Source organism: Mucilaginibacter auburnensis (assembly GCF_002797815.1).
GTDB classification, from domain to species: domain Bacteria; phylum Bacteroidota; class Bacteroidia; order Sphingobacteriales; family Sphingobacteriaceae; genus Mucilaginibacter; species Mucilaginibacter auburnensis.
In genome coordinates, this window is the sequence record NZ_PGFJ01000001.1 from 546124 (window position 1) to 572055 (window position 25932).

The window sequence follows — 25932 nt, forward strand, 5'->3', positions numbered from 1 at the left end:
AGATATAGAGATGAAAAAAATATTTATTTCGGTTTTTACAGCGGCGATGTTGTTTTCAACGAGCTGTAAGAAAGACTTTTTCAATATAAATAACAATCCAAACAACCCTACCGAAGCATCCATTACTCCAAAGGTATTATTACCACGTATTTTACATACACTTGGTGTGCGTACAGGTACTGGCTATGATTACGCTGCACAATGGACTGGGTATTGGGCACATTCAGGTACTTACGGTCAATCCGCAGAGATTGAATCTTACCAAATCACTGCCGCTTTTAATGCTACGCAATGGTCAAACTGGTACGATCTACTATTTGACGTTGCAATTCTGGAAAAACAAGGTAAAGCTTTAGATCAGCCTTTTTATGTGGCAGTAGCTAAAATTATTAAAGCCATTGGTTTTATGAACCTTGTTGATCAATACAACAATGTGCCATATTCAAAAGCGTTTGATGTATCTAACAACATTACTCCTCCTTATGATAAAGCTGAGGACATTTACAACGACCTGTTTGTTCAGTTAGATCAGGCTGCTGTTTTGTTGAAAACTACAGCGGCTACTACTGACGCTGATATACAGGCTGCCGACATTATGTTCGGTACAGTTAGCAGCGCTACAACCAACGAATCTGTGTATTGGAGAAAATTGGCTAACACTATGCGTCTGAAACTATTAGTGCACATGTCGCAATTGCCTACAACTGGTGCTAAAGCTGCGACTGTATCTGCGGCAATTACCGCTGATGGTGCTGGTTACCTTGGTGCCGGAGAGAATGCAGCTGTAAACCCCGGTTACGTAGCTGTAAATTTAAAGCAAAACCCTTATTGGGATACTTACAAATTATCGGCTTTAGGTGCTACTGACCAGTACAACAGGGCAAATACATTTATACTTTCAAAATTTGCTGGTCCTGATGGTAGACTCGGAGCGAATAACAATACGACTACCAGAGGTCAACAACAAGCTGCAACTGAGGGTGCTGACGATGATTATCGCTACATGTTCGTGTTTAGTAAGGTTCAAACGCCTCTTACTAATCCTCAGGCAGGCTTTACAAACCCTAAACAGGAGGCGCCAGAATTTCCTAACGGCCCAGTTTATTTATATAACTACATAGGCGCTCAGTTTGGAGAGGTTGTTGTTAATACTGATCCATATAAAGCACCCAATCAATCTGATGTGGCTGGCCCTGGCCTTGCTAAATCGGTATCTCAACCACAACAGGTGTTAACCGCTACTGAGAGTTTGTTTTTACAGGCAGAAGCTGCATCCAGAGGTTATATTGGTGGTGATGCAACAACTTTGTTAACTGCTGCAATAACAGAATCTTTTAATTTCCTTGGTGTAAATAAAACTTCAACAGGTGCATCTACAACACCAGGTGCAGCAGCAACTGATTACATCACTAAAAGAAATATTGCCGGCCAATATGCAGCAGCAACCGCTGGTGATGGTAAAGCTAAAGTGATTGTTTTTGAAAAATGGTTGTCATTAATTGGCTTAAACCACCTGGAGGCTTATACAGATTACAGAAGATTAGGGGTTCCTGCAGACCTTCCATTATCATTGAATCCGGCAAGAGTTAACAACGTTATACCATTGCGTTTGCAATATCCTCAAAACGAATTTAACTACAATGCTACTAATGTAAACGCGCAAGGTGTTATTAATCCTCAAACATCAGCTGTTTTTTGGGATAAATAATAGGTTTAATTTTTAAAGAAGAAGAAAATGAAAAAATTCACGAAAATATTATCGTTTGCCGCCCTTACATTGAGCTTGTCATCATGTTTGAAGGATAAAGGCTATGATGAATTTAAATACGGTTTAAACCAGGAAGTGGCATCAAGCAATAAAGTGATCAATATGCCTGTAAGTGGTACCACTTTCACCATATCGAAGACTATATCTTTAGCTGCTGCTGGTGCAACGCCTGTATCGGTTACGCTACCTATCCACTTGTCGGCTCAAGATGTTGCTTCAGAGAACATTGCAGTAACTGTTGCTTCGGATGATGCCAGATTAGCTACGTATAATGCTACATTAACGGCGGCTAATCAATATCAACGTTTGCCAGATGCTAATTTTACTATTGCAAACGGAGGGATAACTACAATCCCTGCCGGTTCAAGAGATGCAGGCGGTGTTACAATTACTTACACACCTAACAACTTCCCGGGTTTAAAAACCGGTCGTTGGGCTATCCCGGTTAGCATCAAAAGTGTTGATAAAGCCGGATATGTAATTAGCACAAACCAAGCTTACAGAATATTACTGATTATTGTTAATCCGTAATTGTAGGTAACTCGCTAAAACAAAAACCCCCGATATTAATATCGGGGGTTTTGTTTTAATTTTCAGCTCGAAACGGTATGTTAATTTATGCTGCTAAATAGTTTTACAAGGTCTTCCTCGTGTTGCAAATTCAATTTTGCGACTACCTGCTCAATATTCGGGACTTTTTCTTTAAGCAGGTTTATTACAAATTTTTTCTCCCTACGCAGTTTGGTAAGCTTATTGTTTTCAGCAACGTAGTAATTGTAGGCGGGCTTAATTTGTTTGGTTTCATAAAGAGAGCCTGGCGCACGTTCAAACACACGTTTCATTTCGGTTAGCTTTAATAATTTTATATTCCCATCTGTGAGTACTTCATAATAAGTTGCTTCAGTGGCTCCGTCAATAGGCTCAAAGCCTCGTCTGAAGATTTTTTCTGCAGCAAAAGGACTTTCAGGAGAACTAATAGAGAATTGCGCTATAGGAACAGCAAAAGCCTTAGTGCTGCCATCCGCATCTTTAAAAAGCACTCTTGATTTGGAGCGGTCAAACATCAGATCCAAATTATTAAAGCTTTTACCATCGCCCTGTAAAACCGAGCCTTTTGCCCAGGTATTATAAAGGTAATTGGGGTCGTTAAAATTGGAACGTAATCTGCCCCCATAGTTGACATCCGTGTTATCAAACTGAACGCCTACTCCTATTTGAGCAAAAGCGCTACATTGGTAAGCCATTAAAGCAGAAAAGGCAATGCTGTAATAAAGTGGTTTTTTCATAAGCTAATGTGTAATACGTAACGCTTAAATATATCAATCTTATTTAAAGAAATGCGTTTGTAAGTAATATTTTAACTGTGGTTTTAATCGACTTGATAATCTTATCGGTTAATAGCAACTATTTGTGTAGCTTCGCGACCTTAACCAGATTTATCATAATTAAGCATGCGTCTGCTATTTCTTTTTATTCTTTGCACTACCCTTTTCGTCTCAACAGTTTTTGCACAAGATAATTTTACCAGTGGGTACATATTAAGCCTCAAAGGCGATACAATTAGAGGCACTATAAATTATCAGCAGTGGGATAAAAACCCAACAGCTATTAGTTTCAAAACACAAAACGAAGCCGCTGCTACCATATACAGTAGTAGGGATATAAAAGGCTTTTTTGTTAACGACAGCTATTATAAAGCCGCTACTGTTACTATCGACACATCTGCATATACGGATGGACAATTAAGTTACTCAAGGGCCTATGAGCTTAAAACTGTTAGTGCTTTTTTGCTGACATTGGTTAGTGGTGAAAAAAGCCTCTTTTATCTGAAAGATGGTAAATCAAAAATTCACTTTTTTATTACAGGTGTTGATGGGACAATTGCAACCTTAAATCATAAACGTTTTTATGTTGACTTGCAAGGCCGAAGGAATATTGTTGAAAGTAAAGAGTATGTTGGTCAGCTTAAACAGTATTTAAATGATTGCAGTGATATTGAGTCAAAAATAGACGCTACAAATTACACATGGTCTGGCATGGTAGCTTTATTTAAACTGTATTACAACTGCAGACACTTGGATGCAGGGACAATTAAAGTTAAGGAAAAAACCAAAACTGCGTTGAGCATAATAGGAGGCGTTTCCTTATCTAAGTTCAATAGTGCAGGCTCAAACCTCATACCACTAAGCTTGATTGACAAACAAACGTCAGCAAGTATAACAGGCGGAGTTGGATTTGAAATTTTTTTTAAAGGCAATGGCAATGCATGGTCATTGATAAACGAGGCTATTTATAATGCTTATACCATCAATCACAAAGCAACGTATACAAAGTCAAATGATATTCGTACTAATTATGATATTAGTTTTGGAAACTCATTTATTAAGATAAATAACATGCTTCGCTATACATTTGGCGGAAATAAAATTTCATGGTACCTGAATGCGGGTATAGCCAATGGTGTTGTTATCAGCACACGTAATAGAGTAGTTGCTGAAGATGTTTTTTACACAACAACCACAACAACAACCAAAGCGCTTGTTTCGGCAGATAACCTGCGCAAAATAGAAACAAGTATTTTATTTGGCGTAGGTGTTGGCTACAAAAAGTATGCGGTACAAGTAAGAAACGAAATGAGCAGCAGCTTAACCGATGCAATTGGTCAACACGCAAGTACCAATAAAATTTACCTGGTATTGAGTTATGGATTTTAACTTTTTATAAAAGAGGGCTTGTGAATTGTACATTCACTTGTTGCGTAGTTAAAGCCAATTTTACAGAACTGCCTAAAACTAAACTACAATTATCATTTATATGCCCTGCCGGAAAGTCAAAGCACACCGGATAGCTATAATCTTTCACAACATTCATCACAATCTCAGGCACAGTTTGCCCAAATGGTATGTCGTTATCTTTGATGCTTGTAAAACCTCCAACTAACAACCCGGCAAGGTTAGCCAGTTTGCCTGCCCGTTTCAAAGTGTGCATCATCCTGTCAACCGAATAAAGGTATTCGCCTACATCCTCAATAAATAATATTTTTCCGCTGTAATCAACATCAGAAACGGAGCCTATGGCTGATATCAGCAAGCTTAAATTGCCGCCGGTGAGTATTCCGCTGCCCTCACCTTCACGATTGTCGGCATGCGGAGTAACCTCATACGCGAGCTTCTCCCCAAACAGGGCCTTTCGCAGCGTTTCTAAGGAGCGTGCCGAAGCGTCGGGTATGTTCATGGGCATTTGTCCGTGAATGCTTTGCAGGTTGTAACTGGCCAACAAATGCGAGTGCAGCAGCGTAATGTCACTAAAGCCTACCACCCATTTTGGGTTATTTGTTAAACGACTAAAATCAACCTTATCGATCATTCGCACAGTGCCATAGCCGCCGCGGGCGGCTATTATCGCCTTAATGCTGTCATCATCAATAAAACGTTGCATATCTGCAGCGCGCAGGTCGTCATCGCCTGCAAATTGGTGATAGTTTGCGGTTACTGTTTGTCCTAAAACTACTTCCAATCCCCAGCTTTCTAACAATGCAACTGCATCCGTCATGGGGGCGGGGAGCTTTTTGGCAGGGCAGGTAATGGCTATTTTGTCTCCCTTTTTTAAGTATTGCGGTTGTATGGTTGGCTTTAAGGCGTTATGCATGTTCAATATTACTTAAAGTTTTGCAGTTTAGCTGCTTCGGTCAGGCTACTTTGCTTTAGCATTCGGGCTCAAAATAAATTATCTTTGCAAGCTATTGATAAATAAAATAAATGTCGCAATTAGATAATTTTAAGCGTTATACCATTACTTCGGCACTGCCTTATGCCAACGGACCTTTACACATCGGTCACCTGGCGGGCGCGTATTTGCCGGCTGATATATTTGTACGTTTTCTTCGGTTAAAGAAAAAGGATGTAGTTTACATCTGCGGGTCTGACGAGCACGGCGCTGCCATCACCATAAAAGCGAAAAAAGAAGGTACTACGCCACAAGCCATTATTGACAAGTACCACGAGCAGATCAAAAAGAGCTTTGAGGAGTTTGGTATTGGCTTTGACATTTATCACCGCACATCATCTCCTATTCATCATGATCTGTCGCAAGAGTTCTTTTTGAATTTGTATGAGAAAGGCGAGTTTGTAGAGCAATACTCCGAGCAATATTTTGATGAAGATTTTCAGCAGTTTTTGGCAGACAGGTACATTACCGGTACCTGCCCCAACTGTCATAATGATAATGCTTACGGCGATCAATGCGAACGTTGCGGAACATCACTCAATCCTACCGACCTGATCAACCCGGTATCAACCCTAAGCGGCAAACCCCCGGTTTTAAAAGCTACCAAGCACTGGTATTTGCCATTAGATAAGTATCAGCCATGGTTGGAGCAATGGATAGATAAAAAAGATGGAGAATGGAAGGTGAACGTTTTTGGCCAATGTAAATCATGGCTAAAATCGGGCCTGCAGCCGCGCTCTATGACGCGTGACCTTGACTGGGGCATTGACGTGCCGTTAGAAGAAGCTAAGGGCAAAAAGCTATATGTTTGGATGGATGCGCCTATAGGCTATATATCTGCCACCAAACAATGGGCTATTGATAAGGGGAAAGACTGGCAGCTGTACTGGAAACAACAGCCCAATGAAGCTGATAACACCTGTTTGATCCATTTTATAGGTAAAGACAATATTGTGTTCCATTGCATTATTTTCCCATCTATTTTGCATGCGCATGGCGACTATGTGCTACCGCAGAATGTGCCGGCCAATGAATTTTTAAACCTGGAGGGCGATAAGCTATCCACATCCCGTAATCACGCAGTGTGGCTGCATGAGTATCTGGAAGAGTTTCCTGGCAAGCAGGATGAATTACGTTATGTATTGACTTCAATTCTGCCCGAGACCAGCGACAGCGAGTTTACCTGGAAAGATTACCAGGCGCGCGTAAATAATGAGTTGGTGGCCATATTAGGCAACTTTGTTAACCGTGTAATGATATTGATGCATAAGTTTTACGACGGCAGAATAGAGAGCGATATACAACTAACCGACGGTTACCTTAACGATGAGATAGGTATATTTTATGATGCCATTGATAGCAGCTTGCAAAACTACCGCTTCCGCCAGGGCTTGCAGTCGGTTATGGATATTGCCCGTTTAGGCAACAAGTATCTTACTGAAAAAGAGCCGTGGAAATCCATCAAAACCAACCCTGATGATGCCCGCGACGCGCTTCATAACTGTTTATATATTATCGGGCATTTAGCTACCTGTTTACAGCCGTTTTTGCCTGCAACCGCTAAAAAGATATTAAGGATGCTGAACCTGCCGGAGCAATTCAACTTTGACCAGGAGATAGCATTCAAGGCCGGGCACCAGTTAAACCCTGCTACCTTGTTGTTTGAAAAGGTAGAAGATGAGGTGATTGAAAAGCAGATAGAAAAACTGAACAGCAAAAAACAGGCTGCTACTGCTGTTGTTGAGGAGGTGCAGGTAACACCCGCAAAGGAGAATATTAACTATGAAACCTTTGCTACCATGGATATACGTACCGGTACCATTTTAACTGCCGAAAAGGTAGCTAAAACTAAAAAACTGCTGAAGCTGACCATTGATACCGGTATTGATCAACGTACGGTAGTATCGGGCATTGCCGAATATTATGAGCCCGAAGCTATAATTGGCCAAAAGGTAAGCATACTGGTAAACCTGGAGCCGCGCGACATAAAAGGCATTACATCGCAAGGAATGATACTGATGGCAGAGAATAGCGAAGGCAAACTAAGTTTTGTAGCGCCGGTTGAAGATTTCAACAACGGCTCGGTAATACGGTAAATGTACAAACATGCGGATGAGTAAATATGCATATGTGTTTTGCTTATCCGCCTATAATTTGCACATTTGCCAAAGTTTCAAATTAGATAAGCGATTACGAATAAATCCGAAATTAAAATGGTCCCGTAGTTCAACGGATAGAATAGGAGTTTCCTAAACTCTAGATATGGGTTCGATTCCCGTCGGGACCACTAAATCAAGCCTTTAGCAGACGCTAAGGGCTTTGTTATTTGTGATGGAAGGCTAAGAACATCGCATTTAATTTGTTGGTGATAACACCAACAAAGGCAAAGCCAGTATAAATAAATATCTTTACAATGGAAAGGAGCTGTAGGATGAACTAAACCAATACGATTATGGCGCAAGGTTCTATGATCCTTTGATAGCAAGATGGACGACAGTGGATCCGCATACCGAAAGGTACGAAAGTATAAATCCGTACTTGTATGCCTTCAACAATCCAGCAAGGTTTATTGACATTAAGGGGAGAGATCCGGGAGATATAATCATTCTCTTCACAGGGGCCAACATCGGGTGGGCTTCACAACAAGGACCGACACCAGTGATAGATCGTTTGATGCAAGATTTCGCTCCTTTAAGAAAGGATTTTACGATAAGTGTTCAATACCATACCCAATATAACTTAGGGGACGATGAAAGTGTTGCAGACGCCATGGATGCTATAGATCATTCTTTAAGGATAAATCCAAAAGCTAAAATCGTGATATATGGTTACAGTTATGGCGGTGTCTTGGCAAATTATCTTGCCAAAAAGTTGGACGAAGCCAATGTAAAAGTTGATTTATTAGTCACGGTAGATGCTGCAAATGGACAGGGAAGTAATAAGGTGAATAGGAAAATCAGTAAAAATGTGAAGAAGAACTTAAATTATTTTCAAAAAAACAAAGCGCGCAGCTTTTTGGGGAGAATAGTTGGTTCTCATGGCGACAAGAATATTGAGTCCACACCTGGGCAAGTAGTGAACAATGATATGTCTGGTGCAATGTATGGAGGACAGAGCGTAGATCACAGTACTATGGATGAGGCTACAGAGGGAACTGTGGCTAATGCAATACTAAACTTTTTTAATAGTGTTCAAGATGGAAAAAAAACTATTTCAGGGGATGAGCTTAAGAAACAAATCAATAACCAATAACCTTTTTATAACCAAAGCTATTTATTTACTTTGTCTATACGATCTATATGTTTATTTAGCGAGTGCCTCATAACAATATAATTGGAGAATCAAATTTTTCCATATTCCTTATTTCTTTTACGTTGATTTGATTGTTTTTTTTATTGGGGGTATAGTAATTGGTTGCTTTTTAATAAGGAAAGGGGGGCTAAATTTAATGATTGGTATCTTTTTTATAATTTTAAATTTACTTCTAACCCCGTTATTAATAGCAAGTGAAATTAATTAAGGTTGTGTTATAAAACTATGGTAGTGGGTAGTGTATAAAAGTTGTTGGTAATACAAATAACAAACTGAAGCCCAGCCTCGTGTTGGGCTTTTCTATTTCTTAGTATCCCTGATAAGGGCATCTACAACCTTGAAGACATGCTCACGGTCATCGTCAATAAGAGAGGTGAGCTCTTGGGGCGGTTTAGTGTGATAGCATCAAGCTCACCATCTGTTAGGCCCGTAAGGTTATCCAACGATATATTAAGAGCTTTGACAATAAGTAGGTAAAATTCAAATGATGCTAAATAGCGCTTAAAACATTACGTTGAAGTCGAATAACGCTGAATTGATGTAATTCATTCTCAAACCTATTCCCGTCGGGACCACTAAAAAGCTATTTTCTGAGCAGGGAATAGCTTTTTTCGTTTATGCATATGGTGAATAAGCTAACACAATAAATTATCAGGCTTAGTACCCGAAATCATGCGATTTAAAGGAAGCGTTGTAAATAACAAGAAAAACAATTAGTAGTACTAAAGCAAATGCTGGATACAGGGCGTAAATATTTTTTAATTTAAATTTTCTAACGGCCACAAAACCACCAACAATAGCACCTGCAAAAATGCCATATACAGTCCAAATAATATAAGGGTTACCCCTGTAAGTAAAATTAAGGTTGTCGCCTACAGAGAAGAAGTAAAAAGCTATCGGACCAGTAACTCTGTATAGTATTAACGATGCGATACATACAGCCAGCAACAAATTTTTTGTATTTAACATTTTTGACACAGAATTGGCTTGTTGGGAAGGCGCCCAGGCCGGACGTGTATTTGTACCGTTATTCATATCAGGTGAAAAAGGGTTGGGCGCTTCCTGTTGTTGCATCTGGTACAAAGTATATCCGTTATACAGCGCTGTTGCAAGTAAAGCAAATATAAGTGTTGAGAATAAAAAGCCATCCGGCAAAATTGATCGCGCAATTACTACCCCAATCAGGCAGCCCGCTATAGTAAGTATTCGGTTAGTCTTCACAATTTTTCCAATTTTTTAATTAGCCGGAAACTTAATATCAGCCCGCATAACATTATTATAAAAACTATAATGTATTTCCAGTAGAAGTCTTCAAAACTGTTATAAATACCTGCGAAAGTTGGGATTTCCGGGTAGAAATCCTGCCTGTCTGTAATTTTTTCATCGATAGCCCTTATTAACAAAAAGAAAACAGCTCCAAATGCTGCATATTTCGCCAAATAGATGGCATATTCTTTTTTGGGAAAAACAACGGTTACGGTGACGGGGATGGTTATTGCCTGATATAAAGTTGCAATACTAATTTCAAATGAATATTGTTTGTCTTTAACAAAGTGCAACGGATTAACCTCTACCGTAACAGAAGCAACTGTTTTTCCTTCAAAACTATTAAAATCAATCACTGTGTTGCTTAACGTTATGCTTTCGGGCTGTAAACTGTTGTCATTTACGGTGTTTCTTAAGCTTAGCCTCGCTTTTACGTATCCAATATTGTCGCAGGTCAGGTTAAACACGCTAATAACGGGCCTTGCTCCCTCAATATTAATAAAGTCAATTTTTTTAACACTTGCGTTTAGGTAAGGCAATGAGAGTGCTGGATCTGCAACATGCTGTAAAGCCTGAATTCTTAGCGCCAACTTCTCATTGTCGGAGTAATCAGCCAAATTATTGATATATGTAGAAAGCTTTAAATACTCGTCATACCAATCCTGTTTCCCAATCCCGTGTAGCCATATCTGTATGTTTCCGTTGGTTAGTGATTTATGGAGGGCAGGCCTGAAAGCCGGGTCTTGTTGGCAAAAAACAACCAATTCTTGCGGCGTTTTAAATGTTTGGGTGTTTACATAAAACGGATAGTTTTTGTTAACGGCGTAAATAAAAGTTAAAAAGTCGTGATAACTATCATGTTGTTTAAGCTTAGCAAAATTTTCCAGGTCGGTTTGTTCCAACCAAATGTGGATATAACCCTGCAGGAACTCTTTAAGAATTAAGTTATAAAAGGTAACATCATCAAACCCTTTAGTAATTAACGCATCAATGTTTTCTGCGTAAAATGTTTCTACTCTGTACGGTAAGTTTTTATTTAAATGATAAACAAACTTTAGGTATCGCCTGTCAATGAGTGTTTCGCTATTGAATACCTCAAGTAATTCCATTGATTTATCAGCGTCCTCTATCTCTCTGATGTCCTTTCTAAAAAAGGCATCGTCTTTCATGTAGATTTCGCTTTTCGACGGATGATTAAAGAAAACCAGGCCCATTTGTTCTGTAGTGAAACAACGCTCTCCAAAAATTACGCAATGCGGTCCGGAATTTATAACCTTCGGAACCTGACTATAGGCATTGGGCAATATTTCCATGTTAAAGGCATATTCATCCAATCCGTAAGCACTACAAATGTTTATAAAGTCATGGTAATAGGGGTACGTCTCACTGCTGTTTTGACGCTTAATTACCTTTGCAACCTGAATGATCAGATCTTTTTTCTCTTCCGGCGACATGTTTTGACTATTTAAACTCAATATCAGCCTTTTCAACAATAATCCAATCTCCCTCTTCAGACATGGTTAAGGTACCCGGTTTAAGGGTAACAATTTTTCCATTTGATTGCGGGGTACCCTTTACATTGCACGCCGCATCCAGGTATTCAAAGTTTTGCAGGGCATAGCGTTGAACTTTTTCATCGCCGGATATACTGTATGTGCCGGTAGTACCTGCTATATGTATTTCAAATGCACGCTCACCATTTTGGGTATCCTTCAATATACTCGGGCTAAAGCCGCCGGTTTCAACATCGCTGTATTTTGCATACATCACTTCAGCGTCCGTTGCGTTGGAGCCAAAATCTCTTTCGCCGCTTATGGTGGTTGAAGCAATAAGGTTATCAGTATTGTTGGTAGCCGAAGCAGTATTTTTTTTAGGAATATTTTCGAAAATAATTTCAGCAGGTTTGTTTTCTAACTCCGTTAATTTGTTCCTTACCGAACGTTCATTCTCCCTTATATCAGCTTCTAACCTGTTTAGGTCTTCTGCTAATTTAGTTACTTTTTGGTGTAGATTTATGTTTTCATTTTTAAGGTGATCAATCTCTTTCAAAAGAGTTTTTTTATCCTGCATGGCAGCATCTGTTTCGTCTGAACTTTTAGTTGACGATTTCTTTCTCAAAGCTACAATTGCTACTAATAAACCTATTACGGCAATAGCAACACCAGCTAACGCAAGATTATTGTCGGGAGTCTGCTTTTTTAAATCCCTTATCTGTTGAGTTATTATTGCAATTGAATCTGATGAACCTGGCTTAATGTTTTGCGCTTGAGGGGTTGGCGACACGGGTGCGTTGCTTTGGGTGGGCTGCTGTTTTATGCCAGCCAAATTGTCTAACTCGCTTCGGAAGTTTTTATAATCTGTAGCATTGGTATCCAGGTTAGCTATAATTTCCGGAAGGTCTTTTATAATTTCGCTTCTAACAGCCTTAACAGCTTTTCTTTCTTTCGTATCCCCCCTGATTATACTCCACGATCTGAATTTACCAAACAGTGTATTAGCCTTTGGATAAGCTTTGAGTTTAGTTTCAATAGTAAGGTATGTGCTGTTGTCAGGGATAAAGGGTTTGCCTTCGAAATTCAATTTGCTTGCCGAAAAATTTACGGCTTTGATTATCATCTCTGATCTGCGCTCGTCAGTAGTTTTTTGGGCCGAACAAAAAGCAGGAAATAAAATGATGCTTAAAAAAAATATTATTTTTCTCATAATCCTTTAACTTTTATGGCCTCTGAGGCAATTTGTTTAGATAATTCAATTAGCGATGTTTTGAACGGAAAGAAGAACGGGGAGTCGTCAGCAGCTCCAAACTTGTTTTTATCATCAAGTGCTGTTTTAAAACTATTGCGCAAAGGCCCGCTGGCAAGCAGATCTTGAGCCCCTGTGAAGAAAGCTTTATATTTTGTAAGATTGTTGATGTTTAATGCCCGTTCAGATCCCCGTACTAAATCGGCATCCCCAAAAAATACATCTAAAAATTCAACAGCATTGTTCATCACGCTGGCGTAGGCAGGCATACTTTCTTTAAAATCGCCATAGTTGCGCACCATTATGTCTTTATCGTTATCCAATAAGCCATGGTATTCATCTTTAACCGGGAAGATGCGTGGTTCGTCTGCATCATTTTTGGTGCCGGCTCCAAAAATGTCTTCTTCTTTTTTAAGCAGCGGTTTCGCTCCGTATAGTACAGATCCCTGAGCCGTAATTACTTTAGGATTTACTGTTGGAGGAATCTCAAATTCAGGGTTTATCGGTAAGCCCGAGAATAAACTTAGAGCCTTAGCTGTGAATGATTTTAGATGATCGCGCGAACTAAAGATAATTCCAACGTATTCGCTCCCTTTGCCTGAAAAACTAAGCGTTTTAGGCAGTTTCATAGATTTTGCTTTGCATGATTTGGCTATATAGTATAGCAATGCAGAATAATGGAGTAACAACGGAAGTTTAAGTTCACGGCACTCGCTAAAAATATGTTCCAGCTTATAGGGTTCGTAATTGAATAAATAACTAACCAGATCTTCCGTACGGATATTCCTGGAGTTTACCAGTGTTTGAATCTCCTCATAGGCATTTTGATTTCGCTTTTGCAGTAGTTTAAGATAAAATACCAAAAAGCCGTTGTCTGTAGGGTTATAATCATCGGCCAGTCCTCCCCAAAGTTGTTTGCCCGCAAACATTATTGAGTTACAATAGCAAGTAAGTAGTTCTTCCTCAACAGTAGTGTTGTTTGCTAACTTGCTTATTTCTGAGCCATATTTAACAAGTACTATGTCAGATGTGCCTCCGCCAATATCAATGTTGCAATAAATATCATGCTTAATGTTATTGTTTTGTTTAAGCAGCTTATAGTAAGGTGCTATTGATTCTGTTACTTCTACAATACGTTTTTCTGCTGCCCTTTCTCCACTGTCTTCAGTTTTAAATACAGTTTTCATTTCTTCAGTAAAATACTTAGATAAAGCGTCCTTTAAATCTGTATCCATACTCATCGGAAATGACATGGCTATTTTTAGGGTGTTAATATCGCACCCATTTGTTCTGTTGGCAACTGTACGGTCTAACAGCAGCGCATGGCTTCTAATCATTAATAGTAGCTGCCTAAAGAAAAGTTTTACCCTGTTCTGTTTTTGCGTGTCAGTAAGGCTTGATTCCAGCTGCCATTTAATGTTTGTTTGATAACCCTGATTGTATACCAAAACATCTCTATCAATGTTAAACCCAATGTTAGCGTGTGAAAACAACTGGGGTTGAGCTACGCTGTGGCTTTCAAATATTGCTGTTCTGAAAGGGAAACTAACGGCAGGGAATTCAGCAGTTCTGCTTTTCTTGGGTCCTATTTGAAAGGGAACAAATTCTCGGGCAGTAATAACCCTTACCGAGTCAATAATAGAGCCAAAGCTTTTTTTATTACCGTAGTCTTCATACTCTGCGGCTCCATCCTGTTCTTTAATTAAAGCCGGCTTATTAAGCATGCTCATAACCATGCCGTTTTCAGTAATTTCAAAAGGTTTTACGTCTACCGCCTGGTCATTATCAATACGCGAATACTCTATGTGGGTATTAGAGGTGCCAAAATCAATAGCGTATATGTAGTTGTCGGTTCCCTTTTTTACTTCTTGAAAACGCGGCAAAATAACCCCGCCATGTGTAACGCTTGACTTTAAAAAATTTATTTGAATTATATCAAATGATCCGTTTACCTGATAATATGAACTGCGGGTGTTAACATCCTTGTATTCTGCACGTTGGTAAGCTGGTGAGTTTTCTTTGCTTACACCGTCATTTTTGAAGAACAAAATATTATTAACAGGGTCACCCTCGTTTGTTTTTTCAAAAGAAGCTACAGTGTAGTTATTGGTAAATCGTAAATCTTGATCATCTGTGTGTATAAAAGGAAAAATACCCAGAATGCCGTAATACTGTGTAAACGGGTATTTATCTCTGTCGTGCTCTGTATGTACTTCGGGATTTTGCTTATAAGTTTGTGATATTGTAATATTTCTTTTGTGCATTGTGGGGCCGTTAACGGGTATTGTTATTTGCACCGTTACCTCCTGCTTTTTGCCATGCCCCGAGAAAGCCCTTGTAACCTTTACGTATTTTTTAATGTCTTTAATAGGGAAAAGGTTAAAAAATACAGGTTTGATGGGCAGTATAAAATCCTGATCATCTATAAGGGTTACAAACTTTTTATCGTCTAATATGTAATCGGGTAAGGTAACCAGGCTTTTCTCAAAAAAATCAAATTTTGAAAAGAAAGGATATGCTATACCTCCAGCCCCCGGCAGTTCCCTGTTTTTTATATTATTAAGTGTTGTTTCCCCATAGGCCAATGCACTAATAATTGTTTTGTTTGACCATAAATTAGAGGGCGACGTATATTGCCCTTTATAATCCATATTGCTGTATAAAAACAACGGTGTCAACGCCTTGTCTACATAAGGTGAATCTGGTGGCAGGTCAATTTTAAAGTCGCTGTGTTTACTTACTTTTATTTGCTTATCAGTATCGCTTATTTTGGTAATACGAATATTTCCGGCAATCAAAGGCATATTATTGCCATAGCTAATATCTTCCAGCTCGGCAGTTTCTCCTTCAAAAACAGACGGATACAACTGTTTTGTCCAGTTAACATAATCAGCAAACCTGGCAAAAGAAGGGCCGGCGTTATTTACTAATGTGTGGATATAGGAAATGAAAGATTCGTCGCGTTCATGTAACTGCTTGTAGTTATTGGTAAAAAGGTGTTCGTGTGTTGTTAAGCCTGTTATTGGTTTGAAGCCCTTTTCCCTATGTTTTCGTTTAAAATTTGGGGATAGAAAAACAAAGGTAAAAGGCGAGGTGCCGCCTATAAGAATCTCCCGTTGGCCCTCTTTATAAAATATCATAGTGATATCCAACTGATTATTGTCAAAAGGGGCTTGTGCAGCTGCTTGTTTAAATGACTCAAATAGTAAGCCATGGTGGCGGTCTTTACCAAAAAAGTTTTTGTTGTCTTTGTCAAAAGTCCACTTCTCGTAGCGGAACATTTCAGAATTAGACCCATTTAGATAAAGCATCTCCAGTAGGTCCAAAGTTTCAGAAACCAGGGCTGAATAAATGCTGTTACCAATGGCCTTGCGATTATAGATCTGGTTTCCAATAAGTTGGAATGCTGTATTGAATAAAAACAGACGGGCTATTGGTGTTGGAATAGATGATCCGGCAGATGATCCGGCAACATCTGTTTGATCAACAACGTCTCTTAGATCTCCCGTAGTAATTTTATTAGTTAATTTCCAGTCTAAAATATTTGTAATGGAACCCTTATGTAATCTGAAGATATGCGGCATAACACATTAAATTAAGGTAATTGTCCTAATACATCCAGACAATCGGTAGCGGTTTTAAATAGTATATTTTGATATTTTTGAGGGGCCGGCAGGTTAGCCTGTTCTTTGTCTAAGAATTTATTGAGCTTTTCGGCAATTTTTGATTGTGTTAAACCCTTCGCTAACCAGGTACTTGGTATGCTTTTACCAACAATCATGTTGTTAAGCGTTTCCGGATCATCGAATAAAAATGTGTTCAATACCCTGCCATTACGGCTATTGCTCATCTCTGCGCTAACCCATTTCTTGAAGCTCTCAAAAAAGGAAAGCAGCTTGTGGTATTCATTTGGCAACCCCATTTTTGCGCTAATATTTAGCTCTTTAGGGCCATAAAACCTATTGTCAGACAAACGCGGAACAAACTTCGTTGCAATTTGTGCCGCATATGCAAAACGTACAAGCGGCTTTATGTAACGTTCTTTTGTATTTGGGCTTAAGTGAGCAATAGTTAAAGGATTGCTATCTGTTTCGGCTCCAAACTCGTAGTGAGCAGGCGTCGCTAACTGCTCATCTTGCTTCGAAATAAAATCTGTTATGGCAGTAGCTGCTAATAATTCAATAACATGGGCATCGTTTATTTGCTCTCTGCCGCCTTCAACATTTGGTAATGAACCGGTTTGGTTAGGGTCAGCTATATAATATAAGGCATTTATTGACCTGATATCCGTGTCGTTTTCATAAAACGATAGGGCGGCTTTGGTTTTAGTGGTAAACAGGGCAGATTTAATGGCACTATCATCAACCGCATCAACATTGAAGTAAGGCATTACAGTTACTGCCCCTAACTTGGTGCCTTTTAAATGAGGATTAGTTGAATTTCTGATGAGTTTTACCAAGGTTGGGAAGCCGGATGAGCCGGTGCCACCAAAAATTGAACTCACAATAAATATTCTGTCATTTACTGTATAGGCACTTTCCAGATTTTTAAACTCAGGAGATGCAGCCAGGTCGTTAAAAACAACACTTCCAATATTTGGATTTCCTTTGAAACCTACGCTTAGATCCAGGTGCAGCTCAGGGAAGTCTGCCGGATTTGTTGAGTCGTTATATAACAGTTCAAGTATATCTTTATTGGATTGGTCAAGCGTATTATATTGAATAAATTGAGCAAACGTATCTGTTCTGTTCTGAAAATCAAATTGAAGATCAATGTCAGTTATATCAGAAGCGTTACTATCAAGCCGGTTAAACGGCTTGATAATGGTGTTAAAAAACGAATCGCTTTGTGAGTTGGCCCCGGCAGCCACAAAAGCTTTTCTGATAGTGTGGTAACTTCTAAATACGTCCCTGGTGCGGGCAGTGTCGCCGTTGTGGGCGTCCATATCTATAATGATAGGAATAATTTCGAGGTTACTGTGATCCAATTTCAAGCCACTGGCTAAAAGCATGGCTAAAGATCGCAGTACTCTGGCTCCGGTGCCACCTATGCCAAAAACAAATACACGCATAAAATTAAAATGGCGTCCGTTTTGAAAAAACAGACAAATTTTTAAATATTAACGACAATAAAATAAATATCACAGCAGTATAAATGGCGTTTATAACTGCAAAACGCCAAACATATCCGTCTACCAGCTCGAGTACATTTTTTGCAGACAGGTACGCTATAAAGAAGCATATTATAGCCGTAATTAATACAGTAACACCCCAATGAATGAGGTTAAACCAAACCATTTTCCATCTGCCAAGCACCACGTAAAATAGTAGCAACATGGCCACAATAATGGCAAGGGTAATGGTGCCAACCGAGCCGAAAATTGAACCTCGGTATTCTGCCGTGTAGTCGGGGTGCGCCCCACAAAGCGCCTCGTAAACGGGCGAAAAAATGGTTAGTAACATTTATTTATTTGCTTAAGGGTATAGATATATCAATGTAATTTTTGGTTCGGGTTTCATAGGCTTCATTTACGCCGTTTATTAAATACTTGAAGGCAAATGTTTTACCTTCATTTTCTGAAGCTATGTTTTTATCGTCATCGGTAGACCAGTTTTCGTACCACATGTCATGTTTAACCGGTAATCTCAATTGGATAGAGGCATTATCAACATTAATTTTCGAAACAGAAATCACCACAAAATGAGTTGAGTTTTTAAATAAGTCGTTTTGTAGTTTTCCTTTTATCTTGTCGGTATTAATTGATTGCTTCGGTTTTACGGTTAAACTTGCAACACACCCATCCGTTGTTATTTGAAGGTTTTTTTGTAAGTAAGCAATATCTTTTGCGTAAGGAGGTAGGTTATCAAGATTAAGGCCCGTGCAAAAACTTAATGTGCCGTTTGAAGTGGTTTCAACATCTTCAAGTTTGTTGTTTTCTTCAAGGTTCCAGGTGCCTGATTTATCTACTTGGGTTAATATACTGTATTGCTTAACTGGTTCGCCGGCCAAACCAAAATAAAGTGATTTTTCAGGCAGAAAGGTTGATATTTGAGTAAGGCGGTCAATAAATCCTTTTAACACGTCCCTGTTACCAATGGCCCATATGTAATATGGCCTGCTATTACCATGCAAGCTGGTTTTAGTGTTTTGGTAATCATAATAATCGCCGTAAAACTTTGATCGGAAGCTGTAAACTCCTACCGCCTGATTATTGTTTTTTAACTTTAAAAAGGTGCTGTAAATGCCTTGACGCATAGCATTATTAGCTTCGGTTTTATTTATTTCAGGGTTTTGCTTAATGTCTTCATTAGAAAAAGACAATATACAATCGGATACGATGAAGGATATGTCGTCAGGATTAGTATTTGCTGCTACATCGGCAAATATTTTATGTAGCTGAGAGCTTTTCTTGTCGGCAATTTGAGTGGTGGCTATGTCATGACTAAAATTTTCAACAGTCCCATTGTATTTAACAGTTGTATCTGCAATGAACCATATGTCAACCGGTTTTATTTCGCCGTTAACTTTGGAGGCAAGGTCTGTAACTACGGTTTTAAATTCCGCGTCATTTCTAAAATACCCGCCCATACTTGCAGACGTTTCAATATAAAGGTGGACGTTTTTTACCTCTCGCTTTATTGGACAGCCGTTCTTGGTTTTTGCATACTGGTCAACGCATTTGTCAACTTCGTCGTTTAAACCGTCTTTGTCGGTATCGGGGGTATCGCAAGACATGAAAAACAATGATGCAGTGACTACATATAATCCGGCTAAAAACGAATATAGTTTAGGCATTAGAGTGGAGTTAATTGGAAGCAATTTAATATATATTTTCAAAGTAAACAAGGATGCCAATTTTTTTTGGCAATAAAATTTTGATGTTGAAGAAATTATTATAATCAGTAAATAAAATATTTTACAAATATTTTTATATTTAAAAAGTAAATATTAACCTAAGTCTTTGTTTGATCAAACCTTATCACATGGCGCGCAATCATGAAATTAGTTCGGAATTAACTCGGCAGCCTGAATTTTCAAAAAGGCAAAGAACCGTTTTCTGGTTTTTTTTAGTTTTAATAAGTATGGCATTATGCTACGGTATTGCCTACTCTAACATTATAAATTGGTTCCCCTTACTGGTAGTAATTCTTATTATCTGTATGTATTCTTTCAGTTCAATACATCAAAACAAGTTCAGCCATCCGTATGCCTATTTAATCCCTTTGTTTGTTGCATTATCACTCAGCTTTACCATGATAACCGTAACTATTGGAATGCATGGCGATACATTTATAACTTATGATAATGATGCAAATAGTTTTTATCCCAATTCTTACCAGCCAATTGAGGTAAAAGAGATAGTTAAATTCCCGCTTCAACAACTTCGTTATCATAATAGCCCAGACTCATTAACGGTGAATTTTAGCAATTTAAAAGACACCATGCCAACGTCAAATATCATAGTAATTGATAAAACGTCATCAATTATATCTGCTGATCCTGCGGCAAAGGATTCGCTGTTGAAAGAGATACGCGAAGAGTATTCTTTTAACTACGATGAAGAAGCGGAATATGATGTTACAGATTTGTTGCCTCCATTTTTTTTGAGTGGTCTAAGTAAAAACAAACGCTATTCAAGTGCAAAAGATGAGGCTTACATTTATTATTATACAGGTGTAGAAAATAAATTTAACGGAAGTTTTCACTTAATGCAGGACGACGCAGTTGAAGATTTTAAAGGATTTGTAAAGAACTACCTTAACGCTAATAAAAGGTATAAACAACAGTTGCGCTACAAAAACAAAAACAGGGAAACAACCTCCCTTAGTAAAATGGTAAGGTCTCTTAATTCAATAATCAGTACTTCAAGTTTTAAGGGAAAACAAATAAGCGTTACTATAGTAAGCGACTTTATTAATAGCATACCTGACGAAGAGATACCGGATATTTCTCGTGCCCATCAAATAAGCAAACTCAATTTGTATATATTAAACGGACGGGAAGGCCAAAGTAAAAACCGAAACAATGTTCAGAATACAATATCAGGATTAGTGTCTAATTTTTCGGTTTTGCATAATCACGCAATTGTGAATTTCAAAAATGTGAACTTTAATAATCCTACAGAAGCAAAAAAATTTGTCAACGAATTGAAAACTGCTAATATGCAGGTGTTTGACGAACGTGGCAGAAAAAATGTTCCGGTATATTATCCTTATAAAGATTTTTTAACCAACCAGGAAGCTGTAGCCAGAATTTCTTTTAAAGATGATTCAGGTAATGATGAAAGTGAGTTTATGTTCAGCATAAAAGATGTGGACAATAATACTTCTTCATATCCAATTGTTTATCGAATTAATAGTGGAGTAGGTGTTGTAACTCATTTCAACGAGCTTAAGGCAATAACATTGAATAAAACTGATGTATTGTCATTGCATTTTCCATATACGCTGCCTTATAAAAACGATCGCTTATTTGCAGAATTTGTTTCTACTGCGTCAAATAAAATAACCATGCAATCACTCACAGTTAAACCGTTGCTTTCCAAGGCAATGAGTTTTACGTTATTGGGTGTATATACAATTTTTGTTATCGCGTTATGTCTGCTCCTTATTTTACCCAACATGTATGTTTATTACATGATTTCACATGAACTTATACATTGCCAGAAAGGACATGCGCTGGGCTTGACACTGCCCCTGGCTGTCGGTTTCGTGTCATTAACATATTTTGGTATTGTGATGTGTAAAAATGATCATTGGTTGTTATTTTCAACAGTTTTATTTATATTACTTTTCGCAACTATTCCGGCGTTAATAGCCTCCTTTAAAAAACACGTGGATGACCGTACACAACTTGCTCTTCAGCATACCTTTCATTTGTTTGGTAGTTTAGCTCCTGATATTGTATATCTTTTTATCTGGAGAAGACCTTTAAGTTAGTTTACGGCAAACCGGCCTTTTATCAACAAGTTTGAGTAGAATAAGCTGGTAAAATCAAATGATATAAAGTATGGCCATTGTTCTGCTAAACCACTATTTTTGGTCAACTTAAATCTTAATGAAATTTATCTGTTTTCTTTTTTTGTTGTTAAGCTCATTCTTTTTTGAGGCGCTGGCGCAAAATAGCTACATACAATCTACCCTGTTGGGATATTCTCAAGGTTCGAGGTGTCAATTGTATTTGGATGATGCGGGGAATGCTTACGCAATTATTAACTCGCGAGATGATATTAATTTTCATGGTAAGGTTTTTCCAAGGCATGGAGCTGCCGACTACTCTGTAATAGGTAAGTTTGACAGTTCAGGCCGCCTGTTGTGGTCAAGAACAATTTCCAATAATACTAATCCGGCAAAATTTCCTACTGATATAATTTACCATTTAACGGTTGACGCAGATGAAAATATTTATATCTCTGGCGCGGGCGGCGACATTACGCTTGATGACGGCAAAGTTTTAGCCGGAGGCACCTTTTTAATAAAGTTTAATGGAAAAGGTCAAACACTTTGGGGATTGATATCAGAGAACACGCAGAATACTACCACTACCATCGGTGGCCCTGTAGCTTTGGCTAAAGATGGCGTTTATTGGAGCTCCATATTTTATAGTCGACTGGAATTACAAGGGCGTGTTTTAAACACCAACAATCCCAATGGTGGTACGCCCAATGCCTTTGTGGCAAAAGTGAATTCTGCCGGCCAAGTTACCTCCATTTATCATGATCAATCTGTAGGCTCAATTCCTCAGTTAATGGTATCCGCAGAAAACGGAAACGCAAGTGTGATTATAAGTAGAGGAGGAATGCCAAAGTACAGGGTAATACTTGATGAAAATTGTCATCAAGTATCTGATTCGCCTTTTATTACATATGGTGATTTTCCGATGCCGCTTCGGAAACATAATGGCGGCTATGAAATGTTTACACACTTGTTTGATCGAAATGCCAATGGTTGGTATGATATTGGTTTTTATGACATCAAGTTTGACAGCAACTTAAAAATTACTGATTCTGTAAAATTTTTACCCGATAAGATCAATAACAGAACCGTTTATGATGCTATAAGCGATAACGGGGATGGGTTTTATTTTAATTCGCCCAAGGTTCCTTTCAGTCAGGAATTTGACTGGATATTTATGAGCAAAGACTTTAATCAAACTATTTTAAAGCCCGAAGCAGGAAATTTTTCAAGTACTGATCCATTTACGCGCAGTTTTACAAAAATGTATGCCGATACGCTTAATATGCTAATGCGGCATTTAGATTATTACACTACAGAGTTTGTGTTTAATCAACAATCTTATAAAACCCAATCAAACTTAGACATGAGTTACTTTTGGACCAAGTATGTATATCAGGATCCAGATTCGTGTAAAAAAGTACAGGTTAAACTGGTGCAAAATGGTAAAGAGGGATTACAGCATGTTAAAATAAAGTTTTTGTTACCGGGCGGTTGTCCGGCAAGTGAAGATATTGGTATACAACTAACACTCAAGGATCCGCAAACAAATGATGGCGACATAGTACTGCCACCAAACGTAATTATAAAGAAAGGTTATACCGAAACCCTGCTAACCATACCCGTATTGAATGACAACTACATAGAAAGCCTTGAAGAGTTCACACTTAATTTAACATTGAACCCCACGGCTGCGGGTTACTTGATACCGGCAAGCACAGTATTCAAAATTGAGGATGACGATAACACGCCTGCTAACAAGGTGTTTGCTGTTACCTATACACCTGAAATAACTGAAGGAGGAAGTATTGGCAAAATTAACGTGAGTTTGCCGGAGAATGTTTGGCTAAAACAAGAGCTGCGGTTTTCTTTTGTTAAAGAAGCTACAGCACACGGGGCTGCCGTTAATGATTATAAACCCTTTGAAATAATTATTCCCCCAAATACCAACAAGGTGGCCATAGATGTAAAGGCAATTGCAGATAATTTAATAGAAGGAGACGAATATATTTTAGGGAGGATAGTTGAAAACGGAAGTGTTTTTGGCCCGTTTACCTCAACGGATAACCTGGTTAAAATAAAGATAATTGATGTTGATAATACCGAAGCAAACAGGGTTATAGAGATAGTAACGCTTAGCGACAAAGTGCTCGAAAATAGCAAAACAGATGTTTTTTTTAAGCTGAAAGCACCTTACAGGTTGCAAGATCCAATAAATTTTTCAGTTAATCCTACAACCTGGTTCCCGTTCTTGCAACAAACAGATGTACAGGTTAGAATTGATAGCCTGGGTGCAAATAAACATGTTACCATTACTTATCTGGATGATCATGTTATCCGTACAGATAAACAGCTTGCTTTATCTTTTTCAGGCGCAAGTAGTTATCCCGGCACATTTAAATTTCAAAACAGTAGTGGGATTATAACTGATAAATTGGAATTAACAGCTGTTGATAATGATATTGCACAGGCTAAATTACTATTACAGCCTGTGGCGTTAGAAATTAAAGAAGGAAATACTGCAAATGTTACTATTAAACTCCCTGATGATTATGTGATGGAAACCAACACCCTTATTAACTATGAATGGCGCGGGTTGGAAATTACTGAAGATAAGAGATTGGGTGCAACAACTAACACTATCACTTTACCGGCAATGAAAAACAGCCTGCAAACCCCGGTAAAAATATTGGATGATAATATAATTAATCAATACAACACAAGGCAAATTGCTTACAGCGCGCGTAATAATGAATTTGGAGATTTATTGTTTACCACATCAGATATTGTTGATGTAAACATAGCCGACGACGAAATTGGTATGATCACTGTCCCTAATGCATTTACACCCAATGGCGATGGCATAAACGACACATGGGAAATTAAAGGACTAATCAATGGGGCCAATGTTAATATCAGTATTTGGAACAGGTCAGGCGCTCTTATTCATCAGCAAACCCAATATAGTCCATGGAACGGTACTTATAACGGAAGTTTGGCTCAGCCGGGTGTTTACTATTATAGTATAACTTTAAAGGGAAAGACAATTGCGGCAGGCAGTTTGGCTATAGTTAGATAGGCACGTTTAGTTTTAAAATAAGTCACTTTTCATCCAGAACAATCAACTCAACCCCATTAAGCCTGATCTGCTAAAGCCGGTGGTCTATGGAGAGCAACTTCCCAATCTTCGAAAGGGGGCTCAACTGTAAATGAAGGATCACAATATGCTCGAAGGTAGTCTGTTACTTTTTCAGCATATTTGCATTTATTACTTTCAGCACTATGACTCCCGCTTGCCATAAAGTGGGCAAATGTTCTTACCTCTCCAATGAAAGAATCGCTTGGTTTTATGTATGCTAAATTATCGAAAGGCCTTTTCGCAAGGCTAAATTGGTATAACTGAAATCATCATAAACATAAATCCCGTTATCAACATCATAAAGAATAAAAATGATCTAATTTCTTTCGTTTTGCGACCTTCTTTTAATATTAGCCGGCTAAAAGGTTCTGACAGTAGGGTGATTAGAGCGAAAAAAAAGGCAAATGCTAAAGCCAACTGCGCGCCCGTCCCTATAGGAGCATTGTTATCAGCATTACCAAAATAACCTAATTGATCACCAAGAAATAATAAATTCCAGATAATAGCAAAAACTATAACAGCTGGCCATCTCATAGGAAAACTTCCACTTGATTGATACTTTACTATCTCCTCTTCAACTTCAACTGGTATAGGGTCGGTATTATTTAAAAAGCCAGTGCTCGCTATTCGGGTTATCAGGTCACGGCTACCAGATGTTAAAAACACAACCTTGGTACTATATCCGTTAACACGGTGATTAATTTTTATCCCTGCGCCGGAAAATAGCGAAGATGGTTCGATAGAGATAATGTCAGAAGGCCGGAAATAAAGGTTGCCTAGAATTGATGCATTTAAACGCAACACATTTTTATTGACTTGCAATTTAACAAATGGCCATGTAGCCTGGGCTAAGCCAATTTTGGCGCCGCCGGTTTCTTCAATTTCATACATTCCGATATCGTTTAGGATTAATTTTACCGCTAAAGCTATTTAAAGTAATGCAATTAACGAAACCGATATTGCCTTGATACTGAATAGCGCGGAAATCCTGAATCCGTTATTCAACAGATACCCGGCGAAATTAC

The 25932-nt window shown here is 38.5% G+C and carries 17 protein-coding genes, 1 tRNA gene and 1 pseudogene; 8 read left to right on the forward strand and 11 right to left on the reverse strand.

Features of this window, described 5'->3' with window-relative positions; all coding sequences use genetic code 11:
* Positions 1-10: 10 nt before the first annotated feature.
* Together CLV57_RS02410 and CLV57_RS02415 are read left to right on the forward strand one after the other, a co-directional pair.
* Positions 11-1708 carry a SusD/RagB family nutrient-binding outer membrane lipoprotein gene (locus tag CLV57_RS02410; RefSeq protein ID WP_100339764.1) on the forward strand — a complete coding sequence of 566 codons (1698 nt, stop codon included), beginning with the start codon at positions 11-13 and terminating at the stop codon, positions 1706-1708.
* Positions 1709-1735: 27 nt separating this feature from the next.
* Positions 1736-2299, forward strand: a complete 564-nt coding sequence (locus CLV57_RS02415; RefSeq protein WP_100339765.1) for a DUF1735 domain-containing protein — start codon at positions 1736-1738, stop codon at positions 2297-2299.
* An 80-nt stretch (positions 2300-2379) separates the two neighbouring features.
* On the opposite strand, the gene CLV57_RS02420 is transcribed toward CLV57_RS02415, so the two are convergent.
* Complete coding sequence (locus CLV57_RS02420) at positions 2380-3054, reverse strand: hypothetical protein (protein ID WP_100339766.1); 675 nt, start codon at positions 3052-3054, stop codon at positions 2380-2382.
* Between the two features lie 165 nt (positions 3055-3219).
* Between CLV57_RS02420 and CLV57_RS02425 the strand changes: the two genes are divergently transcribed.
* Complete coding sequence (locus CLV57_RS02425; protein WP_100339767.1) at positions 3220-4482, forward strand: outer membrane beta-barrel protein; 1263 nt, start codon at positions 3220-3222, stop codon at positions 4480-4482.
* 4 nt (positions 4483-4486) lie between these two features.
* Here the strand turns inward: CLV57_RS02425 and CLV57_RS02430 are convergent, their stop codons facing one another.
* On the reverse strand, positions 4487-5416 hold the full coding sequence (locus CLV57_RS02430) for a S66 peptidase family protein (RefSeq protein ID WP_100339768.1): 930 nt from the start codon (positions 5414-5416) through the stop codon (positions 4487-4489).
* Positions 5417-5526: 110 nt separating this feature from the next.
* On the opposite strand from CLV57_RS02430, the gene metG reads away from it, so the two are divergent.
* The 3 genes and pseudogenes from metG to CLV57_RS18665 all read left to right on the forward strand — a co-directional run.
* Positions 5527-7590, forward strand: coding sequence for a methionine--tRNA ligase (gene metG, locus CLV57_RS02435; protein ID WP_100339769.1), 2064 nt, complete (start codon positions 5527-5529; stop codon positions 7588-7590).
* Positions 7591-7709: 119 nt separating this feature from the next.
* Positions 7710-7781, forward strand: a tRNA-Arg gene (locus CLV57_RS02440).
* Positions 7782-7939: 158 nt separating this feature from the next.
* Positions 7940-8746 (forward strand): annotated as a pseudogene (locus CLV57_RS18665) (RHS repeat-associated core domain-containing protein); the annotation flags it as partial.
* A gap of 717 nt (positions 8747-9463) precedes the next feature.
* On the opposite strand, the gene CLV57_RS02450 reads toward CLV57_RS18665, so the two are convergent.
* Genes CLV57_RS02450 through CLV57_RS02480 form a run of 7 tightly spaced genes read right to left on the reverse strand, consistent with a single transcriptional unit; the run spans position 9464 to position 19609 of the window.
* A complete protein-coding gene (locus CLV57_RS02450) occupies positions 9464-10027 on the reverse strand; it encodes a hypothetical protein (RefSeq protein ID WP_157799045.1) in 564 nt (187 codons plus the stop codon).
* The gene (locus CLV57_RS18470) at positions 10024-11547 is read right to left on the reverse strand and encodes a hypothetical protein (protein ID WP_169927052.1); all 1524 of its coding nucleotides are present in this window, start codon (positions 11545-11547) and stop codon (positions 10024-10026) included. Before CLV57_RS18470 ends, CLV57_RS02450 begins: the two co-directional genes overlap by 4 nt.
* Positions 11534-12775, reverse strand: a complete 1242-nt coding sequence (locus CLV57_RS02460; RefSeq protein ID WP_100339772.1) for a hypothetical protein — start codon at positions 12773-12775, stop codon at positions 11534-11536. Before CLV57_RS02460 ends, CLV57_RS18470 begins: the two co-directional genes overlap by 14 nt.
* The gene (locus tag CLV57_RS02465; RefSeq protein WP_100339773.1) at positions 12772-16398 is read right to left on the reverse strand and encodes a hypothetical protein; all 3627 of its coding nucleotides are present in this window, start codon (positions 16396-16398) and stop codon (positions 12772-12774) included. Before CLV57_RS02465 ends, CLV57_RS02460 begins: the two co-directional genes overlap by 4 nt.
* An 11-nt stretch (positions 16399-16409) precedes the next feature.
* Positions 16410-17885: a hypothetical protein gene (locus CLV57_RS02470; RefSeq protein ID WP_100339774.1), complete on the reverse strand. Its 1476-nt coding sequence runs from the start codon at positions 17883-17885 to the stop codon at positions 16410-16412.
* Between the two features lie 4 nt (positions 17886-17889).
* Positions 17890-18276, reverse strand: coding sequence for a hypothetical protein (locus CLV57_RS02475; RefSeq protein ID WP_100339775.1), 387 nt, complete (start codon positions 18274-18276; stop codon positions 17890-17892).
* 4 nt (positions 18277-18280) lie between these two features.
* A complete protein-coding gene (locus CLV57_RS02480; protein ID WP_157799046.1) occupies positions 18281-19609 on the reverse strand; it encodes a hypothetical protein in 1329 nt (442 codons plus the stop codon).
* Positions 19610-19797: 188 nt separating this feature from the next.
* Here CLV57_RS02480 and CLV57_RS02485 point away from each other — a divergent pair, with 188 nt between their 5' ends.
* Both CLV57_RS02485 and CLV57_RS02490 read left to right on the forward strand, forming a co-directional pair.
* Positions 19798-21753 carry a hypothetical protein gene (locus CLV57_RS02485; protein WP_100339777.1) on the forward strand — a complete coding sequence of 652 codons (1956 nt, stop codon included), beginning with the start codon at positions 19798-19800 and terminating at the stop codon, positions 21751-21753.
* Between the two features lie 118 nt (positions 21754-21871).
* Positions 21872-24847 carry a gliding motility-associated C-terminal domain-containing protein gene (locus tag CLV57_RS02490; protein ID WP_100339778.1) on the forward strand — a complete coding sequence of 992 codons (2976 nt, stop codon included), beginning with the start codon at positions 21872-21874 and terminating at the stop codon, positions 24845-24847.
* Positions 24848-24903: 56 nt separating this feature from the next.
* Here the strand turns inward: CLV57_RS02490 and CLV57_RS18785 are convergent, their stop codons facing one another.
* The gene (locus CLV57_RS18785; RefSeq protein ID WP_449560053.1) at positions 24904-25068 is read right to left on the reverse strand and encodes a DUF7677 family protein; all 165 of its coding nucleotides are present in this window, start codon (positions 25066-25068) and stop codon (positions 24904-24906) included.
* Between the two features lie 85 nt (positions 25069-25153).
* Positions 25154-25798: a hypothetical protein gene (locus tag CLV57_RS02500; protein ID WP_100339780.1), complete on the reverse strand. Its 645-nt coding sequence runs from the start codon at positions 25796-25798 to the stop codon at positions 25154-25156.
* Positions 25799-25932: the final 134 nt, after the last annotated feature.